Below are 24,041 nucleotides of genomic sequence, written 5' to 3'. Positions count from 1 at the left end.
CATGCACATCGTCATCGCCGGAGCCCACGGACAGATCGCCCGCCGACTCGGCCGCCTGCTGGCCGGTCGCGGCGACACCGTCGTGGGCATCGTCCGCAACCCCGACCACACCACCGACCTCACCGCCGATGGCGTCGACCCCGTCGTCCTGGACCTGGAGCAGGCCTCCGCCGACCAGGTGACCGACGTCGTCCGCGGCGCCGACGCCGTGGTCTTCGCCGCCGGCGGCGGCCCGGACAGCGGCGTCGCCCGCAAGGACACCGTCGACCGGGGCGCCGCGGTGCTGCTGGCCGACGCCGCCGAGGCCGCCGGTGTGCGGCCCTACCTGCTGGTGTCCTCGATCGGCGCGGACTCCGTCGCCGACGGCGCCGTCCCCGAGGGCATGGACGAGGGCTTCGTCGCCTACCTGCGCGCCAAGCTCGCCGCCGAGCAGGACGTGCTGCCGCGTACCGGCCTGGACACGACGGTGCTGCGTCCGGTCACCCTCACCGACGACCCCGGCGTGGGCACCGTCGAGCTCGCCCCGCACGTCGAGCACGGCGAGGTCACCCGGGACGACGTCGCCGCCGTGCTCGTGGCCCTGCTGGACCACCCCGCACCCGGCGTGGTCGTCGAGCTCAACGGCGGCAACACCCCGATCGACGAGGCCGTCGCCGCCCTCAGCTGAGCAGCGGGTCGTCCCGGCGGGCCCGGGTGGTGCGTGTGCGGGCGGCCAGCTGGTCGTCGGGCGGGTAGTCCACCGCGACCAGCGTGAGCCCGCCCGCCGGGGCCACCGGAACGTCGTCGGCCCGGGTGGTGCGGGCGAGCAGCGAGGCCGGCCACCCGGGCTCCCGCCGCCCCTCGCCCACCGCGAGCAGGGCACCGACGAGGCTGCGCACCATCGAGTGGCAGAAGGCATCGGCCGAGGCGGCCACGGTGACCAGGTCGCCGTCGCGCTGCACGTCCAGCTCCAGCAGCACCCGGATGGTCGTCGCGCCCTCCCGGCGCCGGCAGAAGGCCGCGAAGTCGTGCTGCCCCAGCAGCAGGGCCGCCGCCACCCGCATCGCCGGGACGTCCAGGCTGCGCGCCCAGGCCGCGGTGTCGGCCCGGCGCAGCGGCGGGGGCCCGGAGACGGCATCGGTCAGCCGGTAGACGTAGTGCCGGCCCAGGGCGGCGAACCGGGCATCGAAGTCGCTCGGGACGGCTGTCGCGGAGGTGACCGCGACGTCGGGGGGCAGGACCCCGCGCAGCCGGCGCAGCAGCTTCGCCTCGTGCTGCGCCCACAGGGCGGCGGGGACGTCGAGGTGGACCACCTGGCCGGTGGCGTGCACCCCGGCGTCGGTGCGCCCGGCGACCGTCAGGTCCACGTCGTGCCGCAGCACCGTGGCCAGGCCCAGCTCGAGCTCCTCCTGCACGGTGCGCTGCGCGGGCTGCCGCGCCCAACCGTGGAAGGCGGCCCCGTCGTAGGCGACGCCCAGCCGAACGCGGACGAGCCCGCCACCGGGGTCGGTGGCGGGCTCGTCCGTGGTGCTGGTCAGGCTCGGGTCACTTCGGGTCGGGCTCGGACTCCCCGCCGGGGGCGTCCGTGCCGGCCGTGGCGGCGTCGCTGTTCTCCGCGGCGTTGACCTCGGCGGCAGCAGCGTCGGCGACGTCGGGCGAGACGCCCTCGGCCTCGACGACGACGCCGTTCTCGGCGGTCGGCTGCTCCTCGGTGGTGTTCTCGTCCTGGACCTCGTCGTCGGGGCTGTAGACGTCGGTGACGGCCTGCTCGGCGTCGGCCTGGTCGCTGGCCTCGTCGGCGATCTCCTCGGAGGTCGCGGTCACCTCACCGGCAGCAGAGGCGCCACCGGCGCCGGCGGCGAACCGGGTGCCACGGGCGCGCTCGGCCTCGCCGACGGCCTCCTGGGCCACGGTGAGGGCCTCGACGAGCTCGATGACGGCCATCGGGGCGTTGTCGCCCTTGCGGGGGCCGACCTTCGTGATCCGGGTGTAGCCGCCGGGACGGTTCTCGAAGCGCGGGCCGATCTCGGCGAAGAGGTGGTGGACCACGTTCTTGTCGCGGACGGTGGTCATCACCTGACGGCGGGCGTGCAGGTCGCCGCGCTTGGCCAGCGTGACGAGCTTCTCGGCCAGCGGACGCAGCCGCTTGGCCTTGGTCTCGGTGGTGGTGATCCGGCCGTGCTCGAAGAGCGACGTGGCGAGGTTCGCCAGCATCAGCTTCTCGTGCGCCGGCGATCCGCCGAGGCGGGGGCCCTTGGTGGGAGTGGGCATGTCGGTCCTTCCTCAGGCCGCCGGATCATCCGTGGCCGCGCGTTCATCTGATGGGTGGTGCTCCGGTCCCGGCCGTGCCGGTCCCGGCGGGATCCCGCTGTCGCACCGCCCCGGGTGGGGCGGTGCGACGACGGGGTCCGTCGATCAGAGCTGCTCGGTCTCCCGGAAGTCGCCCTCGGTGTACTGCTGGCCGTCGGCGTACTGGTTCTCGCCGGGGTAGCTGTCGTCGTAGGTCTCGTCGTAGCTCTCCACCGAGGTGGGGACGAACCCGGGCGGGCTGTCCTTGAGCGCGAGGCCCATGGCAGCGAGCTTGAGCTTGACCTCGTCGATCGACTTCGCACCGAAGTTGCGGATGTCGAGCAGGTCGGCCTCGGAGCGGGTGACGAGCTCACCGACGGTGTGCACGCCCTCGCGCTTCAAGCAGTTGTAGGAACGGACGGTGAGGTCCATGTCCTCGATCGGCATCGAGAAGTTCGCGATGTCGGCGGCCTCGGCCGGGCTGGGCCCGACCTCGATGCCCTCGGCGTCGACGTTCAGCTCGCGCAGCAGGCCGAACAGCTCCACCAGGGTGGAACCGGCCGAGGCGATGGCGTCACGCGGCTCCATCGACGGCTTGGTCTCGACGTCGACCACGAGGCGGTCGAAGTCGGTGCGCTGCTCGACGCGGGTGGCCTCGACGGCGTAGGTCACCTTGAGCACCGGGGAGTAGATCGAGTCGACCGGGATGCGGCCGATCTCCTGGCCGGGCTGCTTGTTCTGGGTGGCCGGCACGTAGCCGCGGCCACGCTCGACGACGAGCTCGATCTCCAGCCGGCCCTTGGCGTTCAGGGTCGCGATGTGGAGCTCGGGGTTGTGCACCTCGACACCGGCCGGGGGCGCGATGTCGGCGGCGGTGACCTCACCGGGGCCCTGCTTGCGCAGGTACATGGTGACCGGCTCGTCGGAGTCCGAGCTCACGACCAGGCCCTTGAGGTTCAGGATGAGCTCGGTGACGTCCTCCTTCACCCCCGGCACGGTCGTGAACTCGTGCAGGGTGCCCTCGATGCGGATGCTGGTGACAGCGGCACCGGGGATCGAGGACAGCAGGGTGCGACGCAGCGAGTTGCCGAGCGTGTAGCCGAAGCCGGGCTCGAGGGGCTCGATGACGAAGCGGGACCGCGAGGCGTCGATGGCCTCTTCGGTCAGGGTGGGGCGCTGGGCGATGAGCACGGTTCTCCTCCAGGGTCCTCCGGCGACCGCAATATGACGCCGTGAGGGTGACGTGCCGGTGGGGCGGGCGTCTGTCTGCCCGCCCCACCGTCCTACGGGTGGATCACTTGCTGTAGAGCTCGACGATCAACTGCTCCTGGACCGGGGTGTCGATGACCTGGCGGGCCGGGATGGAGTGCACGAGCACCTTGAGCTGGCTGCTGATCACCTCAAGCCACGCAGGGACCGGCTTGGAGCCAGCCTCGGCCTGGGCGACCTGGAACGGCACCATCTCGGTGGACTTGGCAGCCACCTCGACGATGTCGTTGGCCGACACGCGGTAGGAGGGGATGTCGACCTTGCGGCCGTTGACCTTGATGTGGCCGTGGCGCACCAGCTGGCGGGCCATGTCACGGGACTTGGCGAAGCCGGCGCGGTAGACCACGTTGTCGAGACGGGTCTCGAGGATCTGCAGCAGGACCTCACCGGTCTTGCCGGACTTCTTGTTGGCTTCCTGGTAGTAGCCGCGGAACTGCTTCTCCAGCACGCCGTAGATGCGACGGGCCTTCTGCTTCTCACGCAGCTGCAGCAGGTACTCGCTGTCCTTGGTGCGACCGCGACCGTGCTCACCCGGGGGGTAGGGACGGATCTCGATCGGGCACTTGGCGGACTCGCACTTGCTCCCCTTGAGGAACAGCTTCATCTTCTCGCGCCGGCACAGGCGGCAGTCGGCTCCGGTGTAACGGGCCACGGTGGTGTCTCCCTGGTTTCTGAGAAAGTCAGTCGATGCGCGCGGGTCAGACCCGGCGGCGCTTCTTGGGGCGGCAGCCGTTGTGCGGCTGGGGGGTGACGTCGGAGATCTGCCCGACCTCGAGGCCCGTGGCCTGGAGGGAGCGGATGGCGGTCTCGCGGCCGGAGCCGGGACCCTTCACGAAGACGTCGACCTTCCGCATGCCGTGCTCCTGCGCCTTGCGCGCGGCGTTCTCGGCAGCCATCTGCGCCGCGAACGGCGTGGACTTGCGCGAGCCCTTGAACCCGACGTGGCCGGCCGAGGCCCAGCTGATGACATTCCCGGTGGGGTCCGTGATCGACACGATCGTGTTGTTGAAGGTGCTCTTGATGTGCGCCGCGCCGTGAGCGACGTTCTTCTTCTCCTTGCGGCGCACCTTCTTGGCGCCTGCCGCGCGTGCCCTGGGAGGCATGACTCTCTTCTCTGTTCGTGGCCTGGGTGGTGCGGAGGTGGTGCACCCGGCCGCCCCCTCTGCGGGGGCGCAACGGCCGGGCTGGTGAGCCGGTGAGGGCTACCGCTGGGTCAGCGGGCCTTCTTCTTGCCGGCGATCGTCTTGCGCGGGCCCTTGCTGGAGCGCGCGTTCGTCTTGGTGCGCTGTCCGCGGACGGGCAGGCCACGACGGTGACGCAGGCCCTGGTAGCAACCGATCTCCACCTTGCGGCGGATGTCGGCGGCCACCTCACGGCGCAGGTCGCCCTCGACGCGGAAGTGCTCGTCGATGTAGTCGCGGAGCTTCAGCAGGTCCTCGTCGGAGAGGTCCTTGGCACGCAGGTCCGGGCTCACGCCCGTCGCGTCCAAGGTGGCCTTCGCCGAGGTCCGGCCGATGCCGTAGATGTAGGTGAGCGCGATCTCCATCCGCTTCTCGCGGGGAAGATCGACACCAGCCAGTCGTGCCATGTCGTGTACTCCCTCAGCCCTGGCGCTGCTTGTGCCGGGCGTTGTCGCAGATGACCATGACCCGGCCGTGCCGGCGGATCACCTTGCACTTGTCGCAGATCTTCTTGACCGACGGCTGGACCTTCACCGGGCCGCCCTCATTTCCTGGTAGTTCGTGGGTCGCGGGCCCCACCCGGAGGGGCGGGCCGCGGAGGTCACTTGTAGCGGTAGACGATCCGACCGCGCGTGAGGTCGTAGGGCGAGAGCTCCACGACGACGCGGTCCTCGGGCAGGATGCGGATGTAGTGCTGACGCATCTTGCCGCTGATGTGCGCGAGCACGCGGTGCCCGTTCTGGAGTTCCACCCGGAACATCGCGTTGGGGAGCGGCTCGACGACTCGACCCTCGACCTCGATGGCCCCGTCCTTCTTCGCCATTCCCTACAGCGCCTCCCGATCTGGTGTGCTCCAGTGACCGTGCACTGGCTCGCGGCACCCACGCCGGAGACGGCGCGGGTGGTGGTGCGGGTGTCTGGTGCGGACGTACTCGCAGAGGGCGCCCACCGGCGTGCGGCCACAGCACGACGACAGACGACGCGAACGCCAGCGGTGACTGTACCCCGGGAGCCCCAGAGGCTCCAACTGTGCCCCTGGTGATCCTGCGGACCCGGACGGGCCGGGGCAGGACTACGAACGGGGGGTGATGCCGAAGGGGGCGAGGCCGGCGACGCCGCCGTCCTCGGCGGTGAGCACCCAGGGGCCCTCGGGGGTGATCGCCACGGTGTGCTCGAAGTGCGCGGCCCGCGACCCGTCCTTGGTGATGACGGTCCAGCCGTCCTCGAGCTCGACGGTGGCCGGGTCCCCCACGGTGACCATCGGCTCGATGGCCAGCGCCAGACCGGGGACCAGCTTGGGCCCCCGACCGGAGCGGCCGTAGTTCAGCACGTGCGGGTCCTGGTGCATCTCGGTGCCGATGCCGTGCCCGCCGTAGTGGTCGACGATCCCGTAGGCGTGCTCGTGGGCGGTGATGGACTCCTCGACCGCGTGGCTGATGTCGGTCAACCGACCTCCGACCAGGGCCTTGGCCAGCCCCGCCCACATCGACGTCTCGGTGACCGCCATCAGCGCGGCGTCCTCGGCGGAGGGCTCCCCCACCGTCACCGTGATCGCCGAGTCGCCGTGCCATCCCTGCAGGATCGCCCCGCAGTCGATGGAGATGTTGTCCCCGGCCGACAGCGTGCGACCCGACACCGGGATGCCGTGCACGATCTCCTCGTTGATCGAGGCGCAGATGCTGCCGGTGAACCCGTGGTACCCCAGGAACGACGGGATGGCCCCGGCGGTCCGGATGTGGTCCTCGGCGATGGCGTCGAGCTCCCCGGTGGTGACTCCTGGACGCACCTCGGCCCGCACCGCGGCCAGGGCCCCGGCCACCACCAGCCCTGCTGCCCGCATCAGCTCGATCTCGTGTGCGGTCTTGATCTGGATCATGCGTCCCCTCCACTTGGCCAGCAGCGGCACCCGGGAGAGCAGGTCGGCGCTCATCGCGCGACGTCCCTCATCGGTCGGTGGGCTGCTCGGCTGTCTCGTCGTCGTCGCGCTGGTGGCCCAGGGCCACCAGGGCACGGGCGGTGACCTCGTCGATCTCGCCGATCGCGTCGATGGTCGCCAACAGACCCGCCTGGTCGTACCAGCCCGACAGCGGCGCGGTCTGTTCCCGGTAGACCTCCAGGCGGTGCCGGACGGTCTCGGGCTTGTCGTCCTCGCGCTGCACGGGCTTGCCGTCGACGACCACGACACGACCCGACAGGCGGCGCACCAGCTCGTCCTCGTCCACGACGAGCTCCAGCACGCAGTCCAGGTGCTGGTCGAGCTCGGTCAGGGAGTCCCGCAGCTGCTCGGCCTGCGCGATGGTGCGGGGGAACCCGTCGAGCAGGAACCCCGCCTTGGCGTCGGGCTCGGCCAGCCGGTCGCTGACCATCGCCACGGTGATCTCGTCGGGGACGAGGTCCCCGGCGTCCATGTAGACCTTGGCCTGGGTGCCGAGCTCGGTCTTCCCGGTGACGTTGGCCCGGAAGATGTCGCCGGTGGAGATGGCCGGGACGCCCAGCTCGCCGGCGATGATCTGCGCCTGGGTGCCCTTGCCCGCTCCGGGGGGACCCAGCAGGACGACGCGCACTACTTCAGGAACCCTTCGTAGTTGCGCTGGTTGAGCTGCGTCTCGATCTGCTTCACCGTCTCCAAGCCCACTCCCACCATGATCAGCACCGCGGTCCCGCCGAACGGGAAGTTCTGGTTCTGCCCCTCTTGGGTGACCGAGAGGAACAGGTTGGGCAACACTGCCACCAGCCCCAGGTAGATCGACCCCGGCAGGGTGATCCGGGAGAGCACGTACTGGAGGTACTCGGCCGTCGGGCGGCCGGGACGGATGCCCGGGATGAAGCCGCCGTAGCGCTTCATGTCCTCGGCCCGCTCCTCCGGGTTGAACGTGATCGACACGTAGAAGTACGTGAAGAAGATGATCAACGCGAAGTAGATGGCGATGTGGATCGGGCTGGACTGGTTGATGACGTAGTTCTCGAAGAACTGGCGCACACCACCAGTCGCGTCGCCCTGCAGCTGGGTGATCAGCTGCGGCAGGTACAGCAGCGACGAGGCGAAGATGACCGGGATGACACCGGCCTGGTTCACCTTCAGCGGCAGGTAGGTCGACGTCCCGCCGTACATGCGGCGGCCCACCATGCGCTTGGCGTACTGCACCGGGATGCGGCGCTGGGCCTGCTCGACGTAGACCACCGAGGCGATGACCACCAGGGCCAGCACGCAGACCAGCGCGAAGACCAGGCCACCACGGGTCTGCAGGATCGAGCCGCCCTCGGCCGGGATGCGCGCGGCGATCGAGGTGAAGATCAGCACGGACATGCCGTTGCCGATCCCCTTCTCGGTCAGCAGCTCGCCCAGCCACATGATCACGGCGGTGCCGGCGGTCAGCGCGATCACCAGGACGACCGTGGTCCAGATCGAGTCGGAGGGGATCAGCTCCTGCTGGCAGTTCGGGAACAGCTGGCCACTGCGGGCCAGCGCGATGATCCCGGTGCTCTGCAACACCGCCAGTGCGATCGTCAGGTAGCGGGTGTACTGGGTCAGCTTGGCCTGACCCGACTGCCCCTCCTTCTTCAGCTGCTCGAACCGCGGGATGACCACGACGAGCAGCTGCACGATGATGCTGGCCGTGATGTACGGCATGATCCCGAGCGCGAAGATCGACAGCCGCAGGAGCGCGCCACCGGAGAACAGGTTGACCAGGGAGTAGACGTCCCGCTGGTCGGAGGCGTTGGCCTGGTCGAGGCAGCTGTTGATGGCCTCGATCGAGACGCCGGGTCCGGGGACGCTGGCGCCCAGCCGGTACACGGCGATGATCGCCAGGGAGAACAGAAGCTTGCGCCGGAGGTCTGGCGTCCGGAACGCCGCGGCGAACGCCTGCAGCACGTGCCCTCCCCGAGTCGGTCGTGTGAGGTTAGCAACGAGGGTGCCCGACTGGTCGCCGGGTCACCCTCAGGGTCTCCCGGCGCCGGCGCCGGGCTCCCCTGGTGCGCCACCGGCGCCCGTCGGAGGACGGGCCCCGGACAGCACGGACCCCCGGGGGGCAGGTGCACCCCGGGGGTCGGTGGGTCAGATCTGGGTGGTGCTGCCCCCGGCTGCGGAGATCTTCTCGATCGCCGATGCGGAGAAGGCGTGGGCGTGCACGGTGACGGTGACGCCACCGAGCTCGCCGGTGCCCAGGATCTTGACGGGCTGGCCACGCCGGACGGCGCCGGCGTCAGCCAGCGTGTCCGGGGTGAGGGCACCGCCGTCGGGGAACAGGGAGGCGATCCGGTCGAGGTTGACGACCTGGAAGACGACCTTGTTCCGGGGGGTGAAGCCCGAGAGCTTGGGCAGACGCTGGAACAGCGGCGTCTGACCACCCTCGAAGCGGGCCGAGACCTGGACGCGCGAGCCGGAGCCCTTGGTGCCGCGACCGGCGGTCTTGCCGCGCTTGCCGCCCTCACCACGACCCACACGGGTCTTCTTGGCGTGGGCGCCGGGTGCCGGGCGCAGGTGGTGGACCTTGAGAGTCATGTCAGTGTTCCTTCTCGTCCGCAGCTCAGACGATCTCTTCGACGGTGACCAGGTGCGGCACCGTCGCGACCATCCCGCGGATCTCGGGACGGTCCTCCTGCACGACCGAGTCGTTGATCCGCTTGAGACCCAGCGACCGCAGCGTCTGACGCTGGTTGGGCTTGGTCCCGATCTTGGACTTGATCTGGGTGACCTTGATCTGGCTCATGCTCAGGCCCCCTGACCGGCACGCGCCCGCAGCATGGCGGCGGGGGCGACGTCCTCGAGGGGCAGACCACGGCGGGCCGCGATCTCCTCGGGGCGGACGAGGTCCTTCAGCGCCTGCATGGTGGCGTGCACGATGTTGATCGGGTTGGAGGACCCGAGGCTCTTGGAGAGCACGTCGTGGATCCCGGCGCACTCGAGCACGGCACGCACCGGACCACCGGCGATGACGCCGGTACCCGGGCTGGCCGGCTTGAGCAGCACGACACCGGCCGCCGCCTCACCCTGCACGGGGTGCGGGATGGTGCTGGCGATGCGGGGCACCCGGTAGAAGTGCTTCTTGGCCTCCTCGACGCCCTTGGCGATGGCCGCGGGCACCTCCTTGGCCTTGCCGTAGCCAACACCCACGGTGCCGTCGCCGTCGCCGACGATCACCAGCGCGGTGAAGCTGAAGCGACGACCGCCCTTGACGACCTTCGAGACGCGGTTGATGGCCACGACCCGCTCCATGAACTGGCTCTTCTCGGCGGGACCGCCGGGGCCCCGACCGCCGCCGTCCCGACGGTCGCGACGGTCGTTGCCGCCCTGACCGCCCTGGCCGCCCTGTCCGCCGCCGGTGCCACCGGCACCGCCGGCGCCACCGCCGCGTCGCTGTGGTCCTGGCATCAGACGTCCCTCTCGATCTTCGTGTCGTTCATCAGAAGTCCAGCCCCGCGTCGCGGGCGCCGTCGGCGAGTGCCGCCAGCCGTCCGCTGTAGCGGTTGCCACCGCGGTCGAAGACGACGGCGGTGATGCCGGCGGCCTTCGCGCGGTCGGCCACGAGGGCCCCGACCTGACGGGCGAGGGCGGACTTGTCGCCCGCGGTGCCCTTCAGGCTGGCGTCCATCGTCGAGGCGTGCACCAGGGTGATGCCCTGGGTGTCGTCGACGACCTGCACGTGGACGTGGCGCGAGCTGCGCTTGACGACCAGGCGGGGGCGCTCGGGCGTACCGGAGACCCGCTTGCGGAGCCGGTTGTGCCGACGCAGTCGCGAGGTGCGACGCGCGGTGCTGGCGTCGGTGCCCACGGGCTTGTGCACCCGGGCCACCTTGTCGTTGGTCTGTGTCTGTGCCATCACTTGCCCGTCTTCCCGACCTTGCGCTTGACGACCTCGCCCTGGTACCGCACGCCCTTGCCCTTGTACGGGTCGGGCTTGCGCAGCTTGCGGATCTTGGCGGCGACCTCGCCGACCTGCTGCTTGTCGATGCCGGCGACCTTGAAACGGGTCGGGGCCTCGACGGTGAAGGTGATCCCCTCGGGGGCCTTGATGAGCACCGGGTGGCTGAAGCCGAGCGCGAACTCGAGGTCCGAGCCGCGGGCCTGCACGCGGTAACCGACACCGACGATCTCGAGGGTCTTGACGTAGCCCTCGGTGACACCGGTGATCATGTTCGCGATGAGCGTGCGGGAGAGACCGTGCAGTGCGCGGCTCTCACGCTCGTCGTCGGGGCGCTGCACGAGCAGCGAGCCCTCGTCGCTCTTCTCGACGAAGATCGGCGCGGCGACGGTGTGGGTGAGGGCGCCCTTGGGGCCCTTCACGTTGACCGTGCGGCCGTCGATGGCGACATCGACACCACCGGGCACCGTGACCGGGAGTCGTCCGATACGTGACATCTCGAGCTCCCCTTACCAGACGTAGGCGAGGACTTCCCCACCCACGCCCTTCTTGTTCGCCTGCTTGTCGGTCAGCAGACCGGTCGAGGTGGAGATGATCGCCACCCCGAGGCCGCCGAGGACCTTGGGCAGAGCAGTGGACTTCGCGTAGACGCGCAGGCCGGGCTTCGAGACCCGCCGGACGCCGGCGATGCTGCGCTCGCGGTTGGGGCCGTACTTGAGGTCGACCACCAGCTCCTTGCGGACCTGGCCGTCCTTCTCGACGTCGTTGACCTTCCAGCCGGCGATGTAGCCCTCCTGCTGGAGGATCTCCGCGACCTTGGTCTTGAGCTTCGACGAGGGCATGGCCGCGGCATCGTGGTACGCCGAGTTGGCGTTCCGGATGCGCGTCAGCATGTCCGCGATCGGGTCGGTCATCGTCATGTGTTCGTCGTGCCTCTCTCACCGCGGTTCCCGCCGCGCTCTGCGGGGGCCTCTCGGCGATCGGTGGTGCAGGAGGTGGTGCCTACGGAGCGCAGGTCACCAGGAGGACTTGGTCACGCCGGGAAGCTCGCCCGCGTGGGCCATCTCCCGGACGCAGATCCGGCACAGGCCGAACTTGCGGAAGACCGCGTGGGGGCGGCCGCAGCGCTGGCAGCGGGTGTAACCCCGGACCTTGAACTTGGGGGTGCGGTTCGCCTTGTTGACGAGAGCCTTCTTGGCCATGGTGTCTCCTCGTCCCGGGTCAGCGGGTCGTCTGCACGACGGTCCGGCCGGCGAAGGGGAAGCCCAGGAGGCTGAGCAGCTCGCGACCCTCCTCGTCGTTGGTGGCGGTGGTGACCAGCGTGATGTCCATGCCACGCGGGCGGTCGATCCGGTCGACGTCGATCTCGCGGAACATCGACTGCTCGGTGAGGCCGAAGGTGTAGTTGCCGTGGCCGTCGAACTGGGTGGAGCTCAGCCCACGGAAGTCACGGATGCGGGGCAGGGCCAGGCTGAGCAGCCGGTCCAGGAACTCCCACATGCGGTCGCCCCGGAGGGTGACCTTCGCACCGATCGGCATGCCCTCGCGCAGCTTGAACTGAGCGATGGACTTGCGGGCCCGGACCACGGCGGGCTTCTGCCCGGTGATCGCGGTGAGGTCACGGACGGCGCCGTCCATCAGCTTGGCGTCACGGGTGGCCTCACCCACGCCCATGTTGACCACGATCTTGGTCAGACCGGGGATCTGCATGACGTTGGCGTACCCGAACTCGCTCATCAGCGCCGGCGCGATGTCCGAGCGGTAGTGGGCGAGCAGCCGCGGCAGCTGCCGGGCGGCGGGGGCGTTCTGCGTGGTGGTCTCAGTCATGGTCACAGGTCCTTGCCGGAACGCTTCGAGACGCGGATGCTGCGGCCGTCCTCGTCCTTGCGGTAGCCGATGCGGGTCGGGGTGCCCTCGGAGTCGATCACCATCACGTTGCTCACGTGGATGGCGGCCTCCTGGGTGACGATCCCGCCGGACTGTGCACCGCGCTGGCTCGTGCTCACCCGCGTGTGCTTCTTGATGCGGCCGATGCCCTCGACGAGCACCTTGCCGGTCTTGGGGAAGGCGGCGATGACGCGGCCCTTGGCCCCCTTGTCCTTGCCGGACAGGACGACGACCTGGTCGCCCTTCTTGACCTTCAGCGAAGGCGTCTTGTCAGCCATGTTCACAGCACCTCCGGGGCGAGCGAGATGATCCGCATGAAGCGCTTGTCGCGCAGCTCGCGGCCGACGGGCCCGAAGATGCGGGTCCCGCGGGGGTCTCCGCTGTCGCGGATGATGACGGCGGCGTTCTCGTCGAACCGGATGTAGGAGCCGTCGGGACGACGACGCTCCTTCACGGTGCGGACGATGACGGCCTTGACGACGTCACCCTTCTTGACCCCTGCGCCGGGGAGGGCGTCCTTCACGGTGCCGACGATCACGTCGCCGATGCCCGCGTAGCGACGACCCGAGCCACCGAGGACACGGATGCACAAGATCTCCTTGGCACCGGTGTTGTCGGCGACGCGCAGTCGTGACTCCTGCTGGATCACTGCGTAGCTCCTGGGTTCTGTGGGTTGACCGCCGGGCCGAGACGGTGAAGCGGCGGTCGGGACTGACGTGCGACAGCCGGCGGCTCTCGCCGCCGGCCGTCAGGTCCCGGGTGTCGGCACGCCCGTGGGCGCGCCAGTGGTCCAGGGTACGCGCCACCCCGCCCCCCGGTGAAGGGGGGCGGGGCCGGCTCGTGCCTGGGGCTTACTTGGCCTTCTCGACGACGGACACCAGGCGCCAGCGCTTGGTGGCCGAGGTGGGCCGGGTCTCCATGATCTGGACCCGGTCGCCGATGCCGGCCGTGTTGCTCTCGTCGTGCGCCTTGAGCTTGCTCGTGCGACGCAGGACCTTGCCGTAGAGCGCGTGCTTCACGCGGTCCTCGACCTCGACGACGATGGTCTTGTCCATCTTGTCGCTGACCACGAGGCCCTCACGGACCTTGCGGTAGCCACGACCGGCCAGGCCGGGACCCGAGGCGACGGCCTCGTTGGTCTCGTTGGTGGTCTCGCTCATGCCACACCCTCGCTCGGGGCGACCGAGAGACCCAGCTCGCGCTCGCGCATGATCGTGTAGATCCGGGCGATGTCGCGGCGGACGGTCTGCAGTCGCCGGTTGTTGTCCAGCTGGCCGGTGGCCACCTGGAACCTCAGGTTGAACAGCTCTTCCCTCGACTCACGCAGACGCGTGGCGAGTTCGTCCACCGAGAGCTCGCGGAGCTCCGGGGCGGTGAGGCCGGCAGCCATCACACCTCTCCTTCACGGGTGATGAAGCGGCACTTCATGGGGAGCTTGTGGATGGCGCGGCGCATCGCCTCACGGGCGGTGGGCTCGTCGACACCGGACAGCTCGAACATGACGCGGCCGGGCTTCACGTTGGCGACCCACCACTCGGGCGAGCCCTTGCCGGAACCCATGCGGGTCTCGGCGGGCTTCTTGGTGAGCGGGCGGTCCGGGTAGATGGAGATCCAGACCTTGCCGCCACGCTTGATGTGGCGGGTCATGGCGATACGAGCGGACTCGATCTGACGGTTGGTCACGTAGGCGGGCTCGAGAGCCTGGATCGCGTACTCACCGAAGTTGATCGCGGTGCCGCCCTTGGCCCGACCGGTGCGGTCGGGACGGTGCTGCTTGCGGTGCTTGACGCGACGCGGGATCAGCATCTGTCAGCCCTCCTGGGGAGCGGTTGCCTCGGCACCGGCAGCCTCGGCGGTCGCGGTGCCCTCGGCGCCGACGGCCTCGCCGACGCTCTGCGCGGGAGCGGCCTCGGCCGTCGTGGGCTCCACCGCGGTGGCGGTGGTGTCCTCGGCAGGGGCCTCGGAGCCGGCGGTCGTGGGCTCGGCCGCAGCGCGACCGGCCTCGGTGCCACCAGCGGTGGTGCCGGTCGAACCCGACCGACGCGGACGCTGAGCCCGCTCGCGACGTTCCTGACGCTGGGCCAGGGCCTGGAGGGCCTCGCGCTCGGCCCGGGAGCCGCTCGCGTCGCCCTTGTAGATCCAGACCTTGACGCCGATGCGACCGAAGGTCGTGCGCGCCTCGTAGATGCCGTAGTCGATGTTCGCGCGCAGCGTGTGCAGCGGCACCCGACCCTCGCGGTAGAACTCCGACCGGCTCATCTCCGTGCCACCGAGGCGACCGGAGCACTGCACCCGGATGCCCTTGACCTGCGGGCTCCGCTGCGCGGACTGCATCGCCTTGCGCATGGCACGACGGAAGCTGACCCGGCTGGAGAGCTGCTCGGCGACGCCCTGGGCGACCAGCTGCGCGTCGGACTCGGGGTTCTTGACCTCGAGGATGTTCAGCTGCACCTGCTTGCCGGTGAGCTTCTCGAGCTCGCCGCGGATGCGGTCGGCCTCGGCGCCACGGCGACCGATGACGATGCCGGGGCGCGCGGTGTGGATGTCGACACGGACCCGGTCACGGGTGCGCTCGATCTCCACCTTCGAGATGCCGGCGCGCTCCATGCCCTTGCCCATCAGCTTGCGGATCGCCACGTCTTCCTTGACGTAGGCCGCGTACAGCTTGTCGGCGTACCACCGGGACTTGTAGTCGGTGGTGATGCCCAGGCGGAACCCGTGCGGGTTGACCTTCTGACCCACTAGCGGGTCCCTCCCTTCGAGTTGGTGTTGCCCGGCTGCCCGACCTGGGTGGCCGGACCCGTCTGACCGGTGTGGCGACGCGCCTTGCGGGAACGCAGGGCGAGCTCGGCGCTGGAGGCGACCGGGCTGACCTCGACGGTGATGTGCGCGGTCCGCTTGTTGATGCGGAACGCACGACCCTGCGCACGCGGACGGATCCGCTTGAGCGTCGGGCCCTCGTCGACGTAGGCGGCGCTGACGACCAGCGCGGCCGGGTCGAGCTGCAGGTTGTGCTCGGCGTTGGCCACCGCGGAGGCGACGACCTTGGCCACCGGCTCGCTGGCGGTCTGAGGGGCGAAGCGCAGCAGCGCCAGCGCCTCGTCGGTGGGCAGGTAGCGGATCATGTCGATCACGCGACGCGCCTTCATCGGGGTGACGCGGACGAACCGGGCCGTGGCCCGGGCGACCGGAGCGTCGGTCCCCAGCTGGGAAGTCATCTCAGGTTCTCCTCGTCCGCTCAGCCGCGCCGCGACCGGCGGTCGTCCTTGACGTGCCCACGGAAGGTGCGCGTGGGCGCGAACTCGCCGAGCTTGTGCCCGACCATGGCCTCGGTCACGAAGACCGGGACGTGCTTGCGCCCGTCGTGGACGGCCATGGTGTGGCCGAGCATGTCGGGGATGATCGTCGAACGCCGCGACCAGGTGCGGATGACGTTCTTGGTGCCCTTCTCGTTCTGGGCGTCCACCTTGGCGAGCAGGTGGTCGTCGACGAACGGGCCCTTCTTCAGGCTGCGTGGCATTGTCTGTCGGCTCCTCTACCCGCTCAGCGCTTCTTGTTCGCGCGCCGGCGGCGCACGATCATGGCGTCGGAGGCCTTGCGCTTGCGCGTGCGGCCCTCCGGCTTGCCCTTCGGGTTGACCGGGTGGCGTCCACCGGAGGTCTTCCCCTCACCACCACCGTGCGGGTGGTCGACCGGGTTCATGGCGACACCACGGACGGTCGGGCGCTTGCCCTTCCACCGCATCCGGCCGGCCTTGCCCCAGTTGATGTTCGACTGCTCGGCGTTGCCGACCTCGCCGATGGTGGCGCGGCAGCGGACGTCGACGTTGCGGATCTCGCCCGAGGGCATCCGCAGCTGGGCGAACCGACCCTCACGGGCCACCAGCTGGACGCTGGTGCCGGCCGAGCGGGCGATCTTGGCCCCGCCACCGGGCCGCAGCTCGATGGCGTGCACGACCGTGCCGACCGGGATGTTGCGCAGCGGCAGGTTGTTGCCGGGCTTGATGTCGGCGTTGGGGCCGCACTCGACCGGGTCGCCCTGCTTCAGCTTCGCCGGGGCGATGATGTAGCGCTTCTCGCCGTCGGCGTAGTGCAGCAGCGCGATGCGCGAGGTGCGGTTGGGGTCGTACTCGATGTGCGCCACCGTGGCGGGCACACCGTCCTTGTCGGCCCGACGGAAGTCGATGAGCCGGTAGGCACGCTTGTGCCCACCGCCCTGGTGGCGCGCGGTGACGCGGCCGTGGACGTTGCGGCCGCCCCGGCCGTGCAGCGGGCGGACCAGCGACTTCTCGGGGTGGTCGCGGGTGACCTCGGCGAAGTCGGCGACGGACGAGCCGCGTCGGCCCGGCGTCGTCGGCTTGTACTTACGGATGGCCATGGTGCCTACTCAGTCCCTGTCTGGTCTCGTGTGGTCGCTGGTCCCGGGGCCGTCAGGCGCCCGGACCGCCGAACAGCTCGATGCGGTCGCCAGGTGCCACGGAGACGATGGCGCGCTTGGTGTCCTTGCGCTTGCCCATCACGGCGCCCTTGGAGCGCTTCCGCTTGCCCTGCCGGTTGATCGTGTTGACGGCGAGGACCTTCACGTTGAAGACCTGCTGCACAGCGATCTTGATCTGCGTCTTGTTCGCGTCCGGGCGGACGATGAACGTGTACTTGTTCTGGTCGAGCAGCCCGTAGCTCTTCTCGGAGATCACCGGGGACAGCAGGACGTCCCGGGGGTCGCGGACGCTCATGCCTTCTCCTCGGTGGTCGCGGGTGCCATGGACGGCACCTCGCTGTCGATCTCGTGGGTCTCCAGGTCGGGGAGCTCGGAGCTGCTCGCGCGGCCCCGTCCGCCCTTGGCCGGCCCGGCGACGTACTCGGCCAGGGCGGTCTCGGTGAAGACCACCTCGTCGGCGCAGAGCACGTCGTAGGTGTTGAGCTGACCGGCCTCGATCAGGTGCACCCGCGGCACGTTGCGCAGGCTGACCCAGTTCAGGACGTCGTCCCGGTCCAGGACGACCAGCACGCGCTTGCCGGAGCTGATCGCGTCCAGGGCGGCGAGCGCGGCCTTCGTGGAGGGCGCGTCGCCCTCGACGAACGCGGTCACCACGGCGACGCGACCCTCACGGGCCCGGTCGGAGAGGGCACCGCGCAGGGCGGCGGCCTTCATCTTCTTGGGCGTGCGCTGGTCGTAGCTGCGCGGCTGCGGGCCGTGCGAGACACCGCCGCCCTCGAACTGCGGAGCGCGCAGCGAACCCTGACGGGCGCGGCCGGTGCCCTTCTGGCGGTACGGCTTGGCGCCGGTGCCGCTGACCTGGGCGCGCGTCTTCGTGGCGTGCGTGCCCTGGCGGGCAGCGGCCAGCTGGGCCACCACCACCTGGTGCATGAGCGACACGTTGGCGTTGGCGTCGAAGAGGGAGCCGGGCAGCGTGACGGTGCCCGAGGTCTCCCCCGCCGGCGTCTTGACGTCGACGGTGCGGTCGGCCCGCTCGGTCGTCGATGCGGTCACTTGGTGTCACTCCCCACGGGGCCGCCCTTGACCGCGGAGCGGACGAGGAGCAGGCCACCCTTCGGACCCGGGATGGCGCCCTTGATAAGCACCAGGCCCTTCTCGGTGTCGATCTTGTGGACCTTGAGGGACAGCGTGGTCGTGGTGACCGCGCCCATCCGACCGGCCATGCGCATGCCCTTGAACACGCGACCCGGGGTGGCACAGCCACCGATCGAGCCGGGCGAACGGTGCTTGCGCTGCACGCCGTGTCCGGCGCCCAGGCCCTTGAACCCGTGGCGCTTCATGACACCGGCGGTGCCCTTGCCCTTGCTGGTGCCTGTCACGTCGACGGTCACGACGCCGGTGAGGACGTCGGTGGTCAGCTCCTGGCCGACCGTGTAGTCGCCGGCGTCCTTCGTGCGGAGCTCGACCAGGTGCCGTCGCGGCGTGACGCCCGCCTTGGCGAAGTGCCCGCCTTCGGGCTTGTTCACCTTGCGGGGGTCGATCGCGCCGAACCCGAGCTGCACGGCGCTGTAGCCGTCCACCTCCGGGGTGCGCACCTGGGTGACCACGCACGGGCCCGCCTTGACCACGGTGACCGGCACGATGCGGTTGTTCTCGTCGAAGACCTGGGTCATCCCCAGCTTCTCGCCGAGGAGACCACGGAATGTGCTCGCCATTGTCTCGGTGCCCCTACTGGATGTTGACGTCGACCGAGGCCGGGAGGTCGATGCGCATGAGCGCGTCGACCGTCTTCGGCGTCGGGTCGAGGATGTCGATGAGCCGCTTGTGCGTACGCATCTCGAAGTGCTCCCGCGAGTCCTTGTACTTGTGCGGGGAGCGGATGACGCAGTACACGTTCTTCTCGGTCGGCAGCGGCACCGGGCCGACGACGCGCGCTCCGGTCTTCGTCACCGTGTCCACGATGCGCCGCGCCGAGGCGTCGATGGCCTCGTGGTCGTAGGCCTTCAACCGGATGCGGATCTTCTGTCCCGCCATCGCCTTGTCTCGCTCCTGCCGATCGGGTGTTGCCTTGGTCAGTACTGGGTCGGTTGACCCGGGTGCTCCCGGGACGACCCGGGCGGTGGGTGGCGGCCGGTCGCGGCCGCCACCCACCTGGGGACTACTGGTTGATCTTGACGACCCGGCCGGCGCCGACGGTGCGGCCACCCTCACGGATGGCGAAGCGCAGGCCCTCCTCCATGGCGATGGGCTGGATGAGCTCCACCGTCATCTCGGTGTTGTCGCCGGGCATGACCATCTCGGTGCCCGAGGGCAGCGTGACCACGCCGGTGACGTCCGTCGTCCGGAAGTAGAACTGGGGACGGTAGTTGTTGAAGAACGGCGTGTGACGGCCGCCCTCGTCCTTCGAGAGGATGTAGACCGAGCCCTCGAAGTTGGTGTGCGGGGTGATCGAGCCCGGCTTGACGACGACCTGGCCGCGCTCGACGTCCTCGCGCTTGATGCCGCGCAGGAGCAGCCCGACGTTGTCGCCGGCCTGGCCCTGGTCGAGCAGCTTGCGGAACATCTCGACACCGGTGACGGTCGTCTTCGACGAGGTCGGGCGGATGCCGACGATCTCGATCTCCTCGGAGACCTTGACGATGCCGCGCTCGACGCGACCGGTGACGACGGTGCCACGACCGGTGATCGTGAAGACGTCCTCGACGGGCATGAGGAACGGCTTGTCGATCTCGCGCTCGGGCTCGGGGATGGAGGCGTCGACCGCGTCCATGAGCTCCATGAGCTTGTCGCCCCACTCGGCGTCGCCCTCGAGCGCCTTCAGCGCCGAGACGCGCACGACCGGCAGGTCGTCACCCGGGAACTCGTACTCCGACAGCAGCTCGCGGACCTCGAGCTCGACGAGCTCCAGGATCTCCTCGTCGTCGACCATGTCGGACTTGTTCAGGGCCACGACGATGTAGGGGACGCCGACCTGGCGGGCCAGGAGCACGTGCTCCTTGGTCTGCGGCATCGGGCCATCGGTCGCCGCGACCACGAGGATCGCGCCGTCCATCTGGGCCGCGCCGGTGATCATGTTCTTGATGTAGTCGGCGTGCCCGGGGCAGTCGACGTGCGCGTAGTGCCGGTTCTCGGTCTGGTACTCGACGTGGGCGATGGAGATCGTGATCCCACGCGCCTTCTCCTCGGGCGCCTTGTCGATCTGGTCGAACGCGGACGCCTCGTTGAGGTTCGGGTACTTGTCGTGCAGGACCTTGGTGATCGCCGCGGTGAGCGTCGTCTTCCCGTGGTCGATGTGCCCGATGGTGCCGATGTTGACGTGCGGCTTGGTCCGCTCGAACTTGGCCTTGGCCACTGGGGTTCCTCTCGCTGAGTGTCTGTCGCAGTGCTGCTGCTGAGTCTGTGGGGTGCGGGCGGGTGCCCGCGCGGACCGGGCCGCCTGGTGGCTGCGGCCCGGACCGCTGTTACTCGCCGGTGGCCTTGGCGATGATCTCCTTGGCCACGTTGGAGGGCACCTCGGCGTAGGTGTCGAACACCATGGTGTAGCTCGCCCGTCCCTGGGTGCGGCTGCGCAGGTCGCCCACGTAGCCGAACATCTCCGACAGCGGGACCAGGGCCTTGACGACGCGGGCGCCGGAACGCTCCTCCATCGCCTGGATGGTCCCACGGCGGGAGTTCAGGTCGCCGATGACGTCGCCCATGTTCTCCTCGGGGGTGACGACCTCGACGGCCATCATGGGCTCGAGGAGAGCCGGGCTGGCCTTGCGGGCAGCCTCCTTGAAGGCGATCGAACCGGCGATCTTGAACGCCATCTCCGAGGAGTCGACCTCGTGGTAGGCGCCGTCGAGCAGCGAGGCCTTGACCCCGACCATCGGGTAGCCGGCGAGGATGCCGTACTGCATGGCGTCCTGCATGCCCGCGTCGACCGAGGGGATGTACTCCCGCGGGATGCGTCCACCGGTGACCTTGTTCTCGAAGGCGTAGGTCGCCGAGTCACCGCTCATCTCGAGCGGCTCGAGGGCGATCTGCACCTTCGCGAACTGGCCGGAACCACCGGTCTGCTTCTTGTGGGTGTAGTCGTAGCGCTCGACGGTCTTGCGGATCGTCTCGCGGTAGGCGACCTGGGGCTTGCCCACGTTGGCCTCGACGTTGAACTCACGCCGCATGCGGTCGACCAGGATCTCCAGGTGGAGCTCGCCCATGCCGGAGATGACGGTCTGGCCGGTCTCCTCGTCCAGGCGGACCTGGAACGTCGGGTCCTCCTCGGCGAGCTTCTGGATCGCCGTGCCCAGCTTCTCCTGGTCGCTCTTGGTCTTCGGCTCGATGGCCACCGAGATGACCGGCGCGGGGAAGGTCATCGACTCGAGGATGACGGGCTTCTGCGGGTCGCAGAGGGTGTCACCGGTCGTCGTCTGCTTCATGCCGTTGACGGCCACGATCTCGCCGGCGCCGACGCCCGCACGCTCTTCACGCTTGTTGGCGTGCATCTGGTAGATCTTGCCGACCCGCTCCTTGCGGTCCTTGGTGCTGTTCAGCACCGGGGACCCGGCGTCCAGACGCCCGGAGTACACGCGGATGTAGGTCAGCTTGCCCAGGTGCTGGTCGGCCTGGATCTTGAAGGCCAGAGCCGCGAAGGGCTCGGTCTCGTCGGCGTGCCGCAGGACCTCGGTCTCGCCGTCCAGCGCGGTGCCGACGATGGCCTCGACGTCCAGCGGGCTGGGGAGGTAGTCGGTGACGGCGTCGAGCATGGGCTGGACGCCCTTGTTCTTGAACGCCGAACCGGTGACGACGGGGTTGACCTCGCCGGCGATGGTGGACTTCCGGATCGCGGCCTTGAGGGTCGCGACCGAGATCTCCTCGCCACCGAGGTAGGACTCCATGATGTCGTCGTGGAAGTCGGCCAGGTTCTCGAGGAACTTGGTCCGGTACTCCGCGGCCTGCTCGGCGAGCTCGGCCGGGATCTCCTCGACCGCGTAGTCCTCGCCCAGCTTGGTCTCCCCGCGCCACGTGAGGGCGCGCATCTCGACCAGGTCGACGACGCCGATGAAGTCGCCCTCGGCACCGATCGGGATCTGCAGGACAAGCGGGTTGGCCGCCAGGCGCTCGACCATCATGTCGACGCAGCGGAAGAAGTTCGCCCCGGTGCGGTCGAGCTTGTTGACGAAGCACATGCGCGGGACGCCGTACTTCTCTGCCTGCCGCCAGACCTGCTCGGTCTGCGGCTCCACGCCGGCGACACCGTCGTAGACCGCGACGGCACCGTCGAGGACGCGGAGCGAGCGCTCCACCTCGACGGTGAAGTCCACGTGGCCCGGGGTGTCGATGATGTTGATGTCGAACCCGTTCCAGGTGCACTTCGTCGCGGCCGACGTGATGGTGATGCCGCGCTCCTGCTCCTGCTCCATCCAGTCCATGGTGGCCGCGCCGTCGTGGACCTCACCGATCTTGTAGTTGATCCCCGTGTAGAAGAGGATCCGCTCGGTGGTGGTGGTCTTGCCGGCGTCGATGTGCGCCATGATCCCGATGTTCCGGGTGTTGACGAGGTCGGCCATTGCCTTCTCCTCCTGCTCAAGTTCTTGACGCGGGCCCCGGGGGTGGCCCGGGGTTCGCCGCGGGGTGGCGGCTGGTGGCGCTGGTGGGTCTCACCAGCCGCCGGTGACTACCAGCGGTAGTGCGCGAAGGCCTTGTTCGACTCGGCCATCTTGTGGGTGTCCTCGCGGCGCTTGACCGCGGCACCGAGGCCGTTGCTGGCGTCCAGCAGCTCGTTCATGAGGCGCTCGGTCATCGTCTTCTCGCGACGCGACCGGGAGTACTGGATGAGCCAGCGCAGGCCCAGCGTGGTGCTGCGCGAGGCACGCACCTCGATCGGGACCTGGTAGGTGGCGCCACCGACACGACGGCTGCGGACCTCGAGGGCGGGCTTGACGTTGTCCAGCGCGCGCTTGAGGGTCACGACGGGGTCGGTGTCGTTCTTGGCCCGGACGCCCTCGAGGGCGCCGTAGACGATCGCCTCGGCGATGGAGCGCTTGCCGTCGACGAGCACCTTGTTCACCAGCTGGGTGACCAGCTGGGACTGGTAGACCGGGTCGACGACGAGCGGACGCTTCGGGGCGGGGCCCTTGCGCGGCATTAGCTCTTCTCCTTCTTCGCGCCGTAGCGGCTGCGAGCCTGCTTGCGGCCACGGACCGCCTGGGTGTCCAGGGAACCGCGGATGATCTTGTAGCGGACGCCGGGGAGGTCCTTCACGCGGCCACCACGCACGAGCACCATGGAGTGCTCCTGCAGGTTGTGGCCGACGCCGGGGATGTACGCCGTCACCTCGACACCGCTGGTCAGCCGGACGCGAGCGACCTTGCGCAGCGCCGAGTTCGGCTTCTTCGGCGTCGTCGTGTAGACGCGCGTGCACACGCCACGGCGCTGAGGGGATCCCTTCAACGCCGGGGTCTTGGTCTTCTCGACCTTGTCCTCGCGGCCCTTGCGGACCAGCTGCTGGATCGTGGGCATGGGTGGCCTTGATCTCCTGCCTGCGCTGGGTCGTGCTGTGGATGAGTGCCGTGCTGGTTCCTGCTGTGGTGCTCAGGTGCGGTGGTGCCTGGTCGATCGGTCCTGCTCCCGGGCCCGTCCTCAGACGTGGTCCGGCCCCCGCGGTCGGGCGTGTTGCCTTCTCGGAGTTCCGGGCCGCCTCGCTGGGAGTCGGACTCGGTCGCCCCTCGCGCCTGGAGCGCGATCCCGGGCTCTCGGTCGTGGACCGGGCGGGACCTCCTGGTGACCAGGCGATCCGGAGACCGACCCGGGCACCGCGGTGCGTCGGAGGAGGGAGCAGGCCCAGGTCTCCCTGGGCACGGCTGATGACGATACCCGGGCGGGTGGACCCGGTCAAAGCCGGGTCCGTCACGCCAGTTGCGGGCCCGCCTCCGACGTCGTCGTCAGGCCGTTCCCCGAGGGGCGTGCCGGACGGCGGCGACGGTTGCGCGGGCCCGGCCACCGCGAGGGGCGGACCCCGGGCAGTGGCCGGCCGGGACCGTACCGCCGTCGAGGCTACCGCCGGGGGGCCCGCCTGTCAGCCTGCGGTCGCCCGCGCGTCCCGTCCGGGCTGCTCCTGTCGTAGCCCCGCCCTACCGTCGGGAGGCACACCGTC

At 69.7% G+C, this 24,041-nt stretch carries 35 protein-coding genes and 2 pseudogenes; 1 reads left to right on the top strand and 36 read right to left on the bottom strand.

Going from position 1 to position 24,041, the window contains the following annotated elements:
- Position 1 precedes the first annotated feature (1 nt).
- On the top strand, positions 2 to 667 hold the full coding sequence (locus ASG36_RS13875; RefSeq protein ID WP_055764673.1) for an SDR family oxidoreductase: 666 nt from the start codon (positions 2 to 4) through the stop codon (positions 665 to 667).
- Here the strand turns inward: ASG36_RS13875 and truA are convergent.
- From truA to rpsL, 36 genes and pseudogenes are all read right to left on the bottom strand, one after another.
- Positions 660 to 1,457 (bottom strand): tRNA pseudouridine(38-40) synthase TruA, encoded by a 798-nt coding sequence (truA, locus tag ASG36_RS13870; protein WP_235495016.1) that lies wholly within the window; start codon positions 1,455 to 1,457, stop codon positions 660 to 662. The two genes, ASG36_RS13875 and truA, sit on opposite strands and share 8 nt — an antisense overlap.
- A gap of 445 nt (positions 1,458 to 1,902) precedes the next feature.
- A pseudogene (gene rplQ / locus ASG36_RS22685) lies at positions 1,903 to 2,250 on the bottom strand (50S ribosomal protein L17); the annotation flags it as partial.
- Positions 2,251 to 2,394: 144 nt separating this feature from the next.
- Positions 2,395 to 3,459: a DNA-directed RNA polymerase subunit alpha gene (locus tag ASG36_RS13860; protein ID WP_055764667.1), complete on the bottom strand. Its 1,065-nt coding sequence runs from the start codon at positions 3,457 to 3,459 to the stop codon at positions 2,395 to 2,397.
- Positions 3,460 to 3,562: 103 nt separating this feature from the next.
- Positions 3,563 to 4,189 carry a 30S ribosomal protein S4 gene (gene rpsD / locus ASG36_RS13855; protein WP_055764666.1) on the bottom strand — a complete coding sequence of 209 codons (627 nt, stop codon included), beginning with the start codon at positions 4,187 to 4,189 and terminating at the stop codon, positions 3,563 to 3,565.
- Between the two features lie 46 nt (positions 4,190 to 4,235).
- Complete coding sequence (gene rpsK / locus ASG36_RS13850; RefSeq protein ID WP_055764664.1) at positions 4,236 to 4,640, bottom strand: 30S ribosomal protein S11; 405 nt, start codon at positions 4,638 to 4,640, stop codon at positions 4,236 to 4,238.
- 110 nt (positions 4,641 to 4,750) lie between these two features.
- Positions 4,751 to 5,125, bottom strand: a complete 375-nt coding sequence (gene rpsM, locus ASG36_RS13845) for a 30S ribosomal protein S13 (RefSeq protein ID WP_055764662.1) — start codon at positions 5,123 to 5,125, stop codon at positions 4,751 to 4,753.
- Positions 5,126 to 5,138: 13 nt separating this feature from the next.
- Positions 5,139 to 5,252: a 50S ribosomal protein L36 gene (gene rpmJ / locus ASG36_RS13840; protein WP_012950458.1), complete on the bottom strand. Its 114-nt coding sequence runs from the start codon at positions 5,250 to 5,252 to the stop codon at positions 5,139 to 5,141.
- A 67-nt stretch (positions 5,253 to 5,319) separates the two neighbouring features.
- Positions 5,320 to 5,541: a translation initiation factor IF-1 gene (infA, locus tag ASG36_RS13835; protein WP_012950459.1), complete on the bottom strand. Its 222-nt coding sequence runs from the start codon at positions 5,539 to 5,541 to the stop codon at positions 5,320 to 5,322.
- A 249-nt stretch (positions 5,542 to 5,790) separates the two neighbouring features.
- Positions 5,791 to 6,648, bottom strand: coding sequence for a type I methionyl aminopeptidase (map, locus tag ASG36_RS13830; RefSeq protein WP_235494973.1), 858 nt, complete (start codon positions 6,646 to 6,648; stop codon positions 5,791 to 5,793).
- A gap of 13 nt (positions 6,649 to 6,661) precedes the next feature.
- The gene (locus tag ASG36_RS13825; RefSeq protein WP_055764660.1) at positions 6,662 to 7,282 is read right to left on the bottom strand and encodes an adenylate kinase; all 621 of its coding nucleotides are present in this window, start codon (positions 7,280 to 7,282) and stop codon (positions 6,662 to 6,664) included.
- On the bottom strand, positions 7,282 to 8,592 hold the full coding sequence (secY, locus tag ASG36_RS13820) for a preprotein translocase subunit SecY (protein ID WP_055764658.1): 1,311 nt from the start codon (positions 8,590 to 8,592) through the stop codon (positions 7,282 to 7,284). Before secY ends, ASG36_RS13825 begins: the two co-directional genes overlap by 1 nt.
- 183 nt (positions 8,593 to 8,775) lie before the next feature.
- On the bottom strand, positions 8,776 to 9,222 hold the full coding sequence (gene rplO, locus ASG36_RS13815) for a 50S ribosomal protein L15 (RefSeq protein ID WP_055764656.1): 447 nt from the start codon (positions 9,220 to 9,222) through the stop codon (positions 8,776 to 8,778).
- 25 nt (positions 9,223 to 9,247) lie between these two features.
- Positions 9,248 to 9,430 carry a 50S ribosomal protein L30 gene (gene rpmD / locus ASG36_RS13810; protein ID WP_055764654.1) on the bottom strand — a complete coding sequence of 61 codons (183 nt, stop codon included), beginning with the start codon at positions 9,428 to 9,430 and terminating at the stop codon, positions 9,248 to 9,250.
- A 2-nt stretch (positions 9,431 to 9,432) separates the two neighbouring features.
- Positions 9,433 to 9,936, bottom strand: coding sequence for a 30S ribosomal protein S5 (gene rpsE, locus ASG36_RS13805; RefSeq protein ID WP_235495014.1), 504 nt, complete (start codon positions 9,934 to 9,936; stop codon positions 9,433 to 9,435).
- 187 nt (positions 9,937 to 10,123) lie between these two features.
- Entirely contained in the window at positions 10,124 to 10,540 is a 417-nt protein-coding gene (gene rplR / locus ASG36_RS13800; protein ID WP_082523152.1) for a 50S ribosomal protein L18, read from the bottom strand.
- Positions 10,540 to 11,079 carry a 50S ribosomal protein L6 gene (gene rplF / locus ASG36_RS13795; protein ID WP_055764648.1) on the bottom strand — a complete coding sequence of 180 codons (540 nt, stop codon included), beginning with the start codon at positions 11,077 to 11,079 and terminating at the stop codon, positions 10,540 to 10,542. Before rplF ends, rplR begins: the two co-directional genes overlap by 1 nt.
- A gap of 12 nt (positions 11,080 to 11,091) precedes the next feature.
- Entirely contained in the window at positions 11,092 to 11,502 is a 411-nt protein-coding gene (rpsH, locus tag ASG36_RS13790; protein ID WP_055764646.1) for a 30S ribosomal protein S8, read from the bottom strand.
- Between the two features lie 96 nt (positions 11,503 to 11,598).
- Complete coding sequence (locus ASG36_RS13785; protein ID WP_055764644.1) at positions 11,599 to 11,784, bottom strand: type Z 30S ribosomal protein S14; 186 nt, start codon at positions 11,782 to 11,784, stop codon at positions 11,599 to 11,601.
- A gap of 19 nt (positions 11,785 to 11,803) precedes the next feature.
- On the bottom strand, positions 11,804 to 12,409 hold the full coding sequence (gene rplE / locus ASG36_RS13780) for a 50S ribosomal protein L5 (RefSeq protein ID WP_055764642.1): 606 nt from the start codon (positions 12,407 to 12,409) through the stop codon (positions 11,804 to 11,806).
- 2 nt (positions 12,410 to 12,411) lie between these two features.
- A complete protein-coding gene (gene rplX, locus ASG36_RS13775) occupies positions 12,412 to 12,726 on the bottom strand; it encodes a 50S ribosomal protein L24 (RefSeq protein WP_055765178.1) in 315 nt (104 codons plus the stop codon).
- 23 nt (positions 12,727 to 12,749) lie between these two features.
- A complete protein-coding gene (gene rplN, locus ASG36_RS13770) occupies positions 12,750 to 13,118 on the bottom strand; it encodes a 50S ribosomal protein L14 (protein ID WP_014377983.1) in 369 nt (122 codons plus the stop codon).
- A gap of 202 nt (positions 13,119 to 13,320) precedes the next feature.
- Positions 13,321 to 13,629, bottom strand: a complete 309-nt coding sequence (gene rpsQ, locus ASG36_RS13765) for a 30S ribosomal protein S17 (RefSeq protein ID WP_055764641.1) — start codon at positions 13,627 to 13,629, stop codon at positions 13,321 to 13,323.
- The gene (rpmC, locus tag ASG36_RS13760) at positions 13,626 to 13,859 is read right to left on the bottom strand and encodes a 50S ribosomal protein L29 (RefSeq protein ID WP_055765175.1); all 234 of its coding nucleotides are present in this window, start codon (positions 13,857 to 13,859) and stop codon (positions 13,626 to 13,628) included. Before rpmC ends, rpsQ begins: the two co-directional genes overlap by 4 nt.
- Positions 13,859 to 14,275, bottom strand: a complete 417-nt coding sequence (rplP, locus tag ASG36_RS13755; protein WP_055764639.1) for a 50S ribosomal protein L16 — start codon at positions 14,273 to 14,275, stop codon at positions 13,859 to 13,861. Before rplP ends, rpmC begins: the two co-directional genes overlap by 1 nt.
- Before the next feature lie 3 nt (positions 14,276 to 14,278).
- A complete protein-coding gene (rpsC, locus tag ASG36_RS13750) occupies positions 14,279 to 15,211 on the bottom strand; it encodes a 30S ribosomal protein S3 (RefSeq protein ID WP_055764637.1) in 933 nt (310 codons plus the stop codon).
- A gap of 125 nt (positions 15,212 to 15,336) precedes the next feature.
- Positions 15,337 to 15,687 (bottom strand): annotated as a pseudogene (rplV, locus tag ASG36_RS13745) (50S ribosomal protein L22); the annotation flags it as partial.
- Between the two features lie 20 nt (positions 15,688 to 15,707).
- The gene (gene rpsS, locus ASG36_RS13740; RefSeq protein WP_055764633.1) at positions 15,708 to 15,989 is read right to left on the bottom strand and encodes a 30S ribosomal protein S19; all 282 of its coding nucleotides are present in this window, start codon (positions 15,987 to 15,989) and stop codon (positions 15,708 to 15,710) included.
- A gap of 23 nt (positions 15,990 to 16,012) precedes the next feature.
- Positions 16,013 to 16,846, bottom strand: coding sequence for a 50S ribosomal protein L2 (gene rplB / locus ASG36_RS13735; protein WP_055764630.1), 834 nt, complete (start codon positions 16,844 to 16,846; stop codon positions 16,013 to 16,015).
- 52 nt (positions 16,847 to 16,898) lie between these two features.
- Complete coding sequence (rplW, locus tag ASG36_RS13730) at positions 16,899 to 17,201, bottom strand: 50S ribosomal protein L23 (RefSeq protein ID WP_055764628.1); 303 nt, start codon at positions 17,199 to 17,201, stop codon at positions 16,899 to 16,901.
- On the bottom strand, positions 17,198 to 17,959 hold the full coding sequence (rplD, locus tag ASG36_RS13725; RefSeq protein WP_055764626.1) for a 50S ribosomal protein L4: 762 nt from the start codon (positions 17,957 to 17,959) through the stop codon (positions 17,198 to 17,200). Before rplD ends, rplW begins: the two co-directional genes overlap by 4 nt.
- Positions 17,956 to 18,621 (bottom strand): 50S ribosomal protein L3, encoded by a 666-nt coding sequence (gene rplC / locus ASG36_RS13720; RefSeq protein WP_055764624.1) that lies wholly within the window; start codon positions 18,619 to 18,621, stop codon positions 17,956 to 17,958. The genes rplD and rplC overlap by 4 nt, the downstream gene beginning before the upstream one ends.
- Positions 18,622 to 18,634: 13 nt before the next feature.
- Positions 18,635 to 18,940: a 30S ribosomal protein S10 gene (gene rpsJ / locus ASG36_RS13715; RefSeq protein WP_014742859.1), complete on the bottom strand. Its 306-nt coding sequence runs from the start codon at positions 18,938 to 18,940 to the stop codon at positions 18,635 to 18,637.
- Positions 18,941 to 19,064: 124 nt separating this feature from the next.
- Entirely contained in the window at positions 19,065 to 20,258 is a 1,194-nt protein-coding gene (gene tuf / locus ASG36_RS13710; RefSeq protein WP_055764622.1) for an elongation factor Tu, read from the bottom strand.
- A 109-nt stretch (positions 20,259 to 20,367) separates the two neighbouring features.
- A complete protein-coding gene (gene fusA, locus ASG36_RS13705) occupies positions 20,368 to 22,455 on the bottom strand; it encodes an elongation factor G (RefSeq protein WP_055764620.1) in 2,088 nt (695 codons plus the stop codon).
- A gap of 107 nt (positions 22,456 to 22,562) precedes the next feature.
- Positions 22,563 to 23,033, bottom strand: coding sequence for a 30S ribosomal protein S7 (gene rpsG, locus ASG36_RS13700; protein ID WP_055764617.1), 471 nt, complete (start codon positions 23,031 to 23,033; stop codon positions 22,563 to 22,565).
- Positions 23,033 to 23,407, bottom strand: a complete 375-nt coding sequence (gene rpsL, locus ASG36_RS13695) for a 30S ribosomal protein S12 (protein ID WP_055764615.1) — start codon at positions 23,405 to 23,407, stop codon at positions 23,033 to 23,035. The genes rpsG and rpsL overlap by 1 nt, the downstream gene beginning before the upstream one ends.
- Between the last annotated feature and the right edge of the window lie 634 nt (positions 23,408 to 24,041).

This window comes from Geodermatophilus sp. Leaf369, from assembly GCF_001424455.1.
Taxonomy (GTDB): domain Bacteria; phylum Actinomycetota; class Actinomycetes; order Mycobacteriales; family Geodermatophilaceae; genus Klenkia.
Note: the sequence above shows the minus strand (reverse complement) of the source record. Positions and strands in the feature narration are given on the sequence as shown.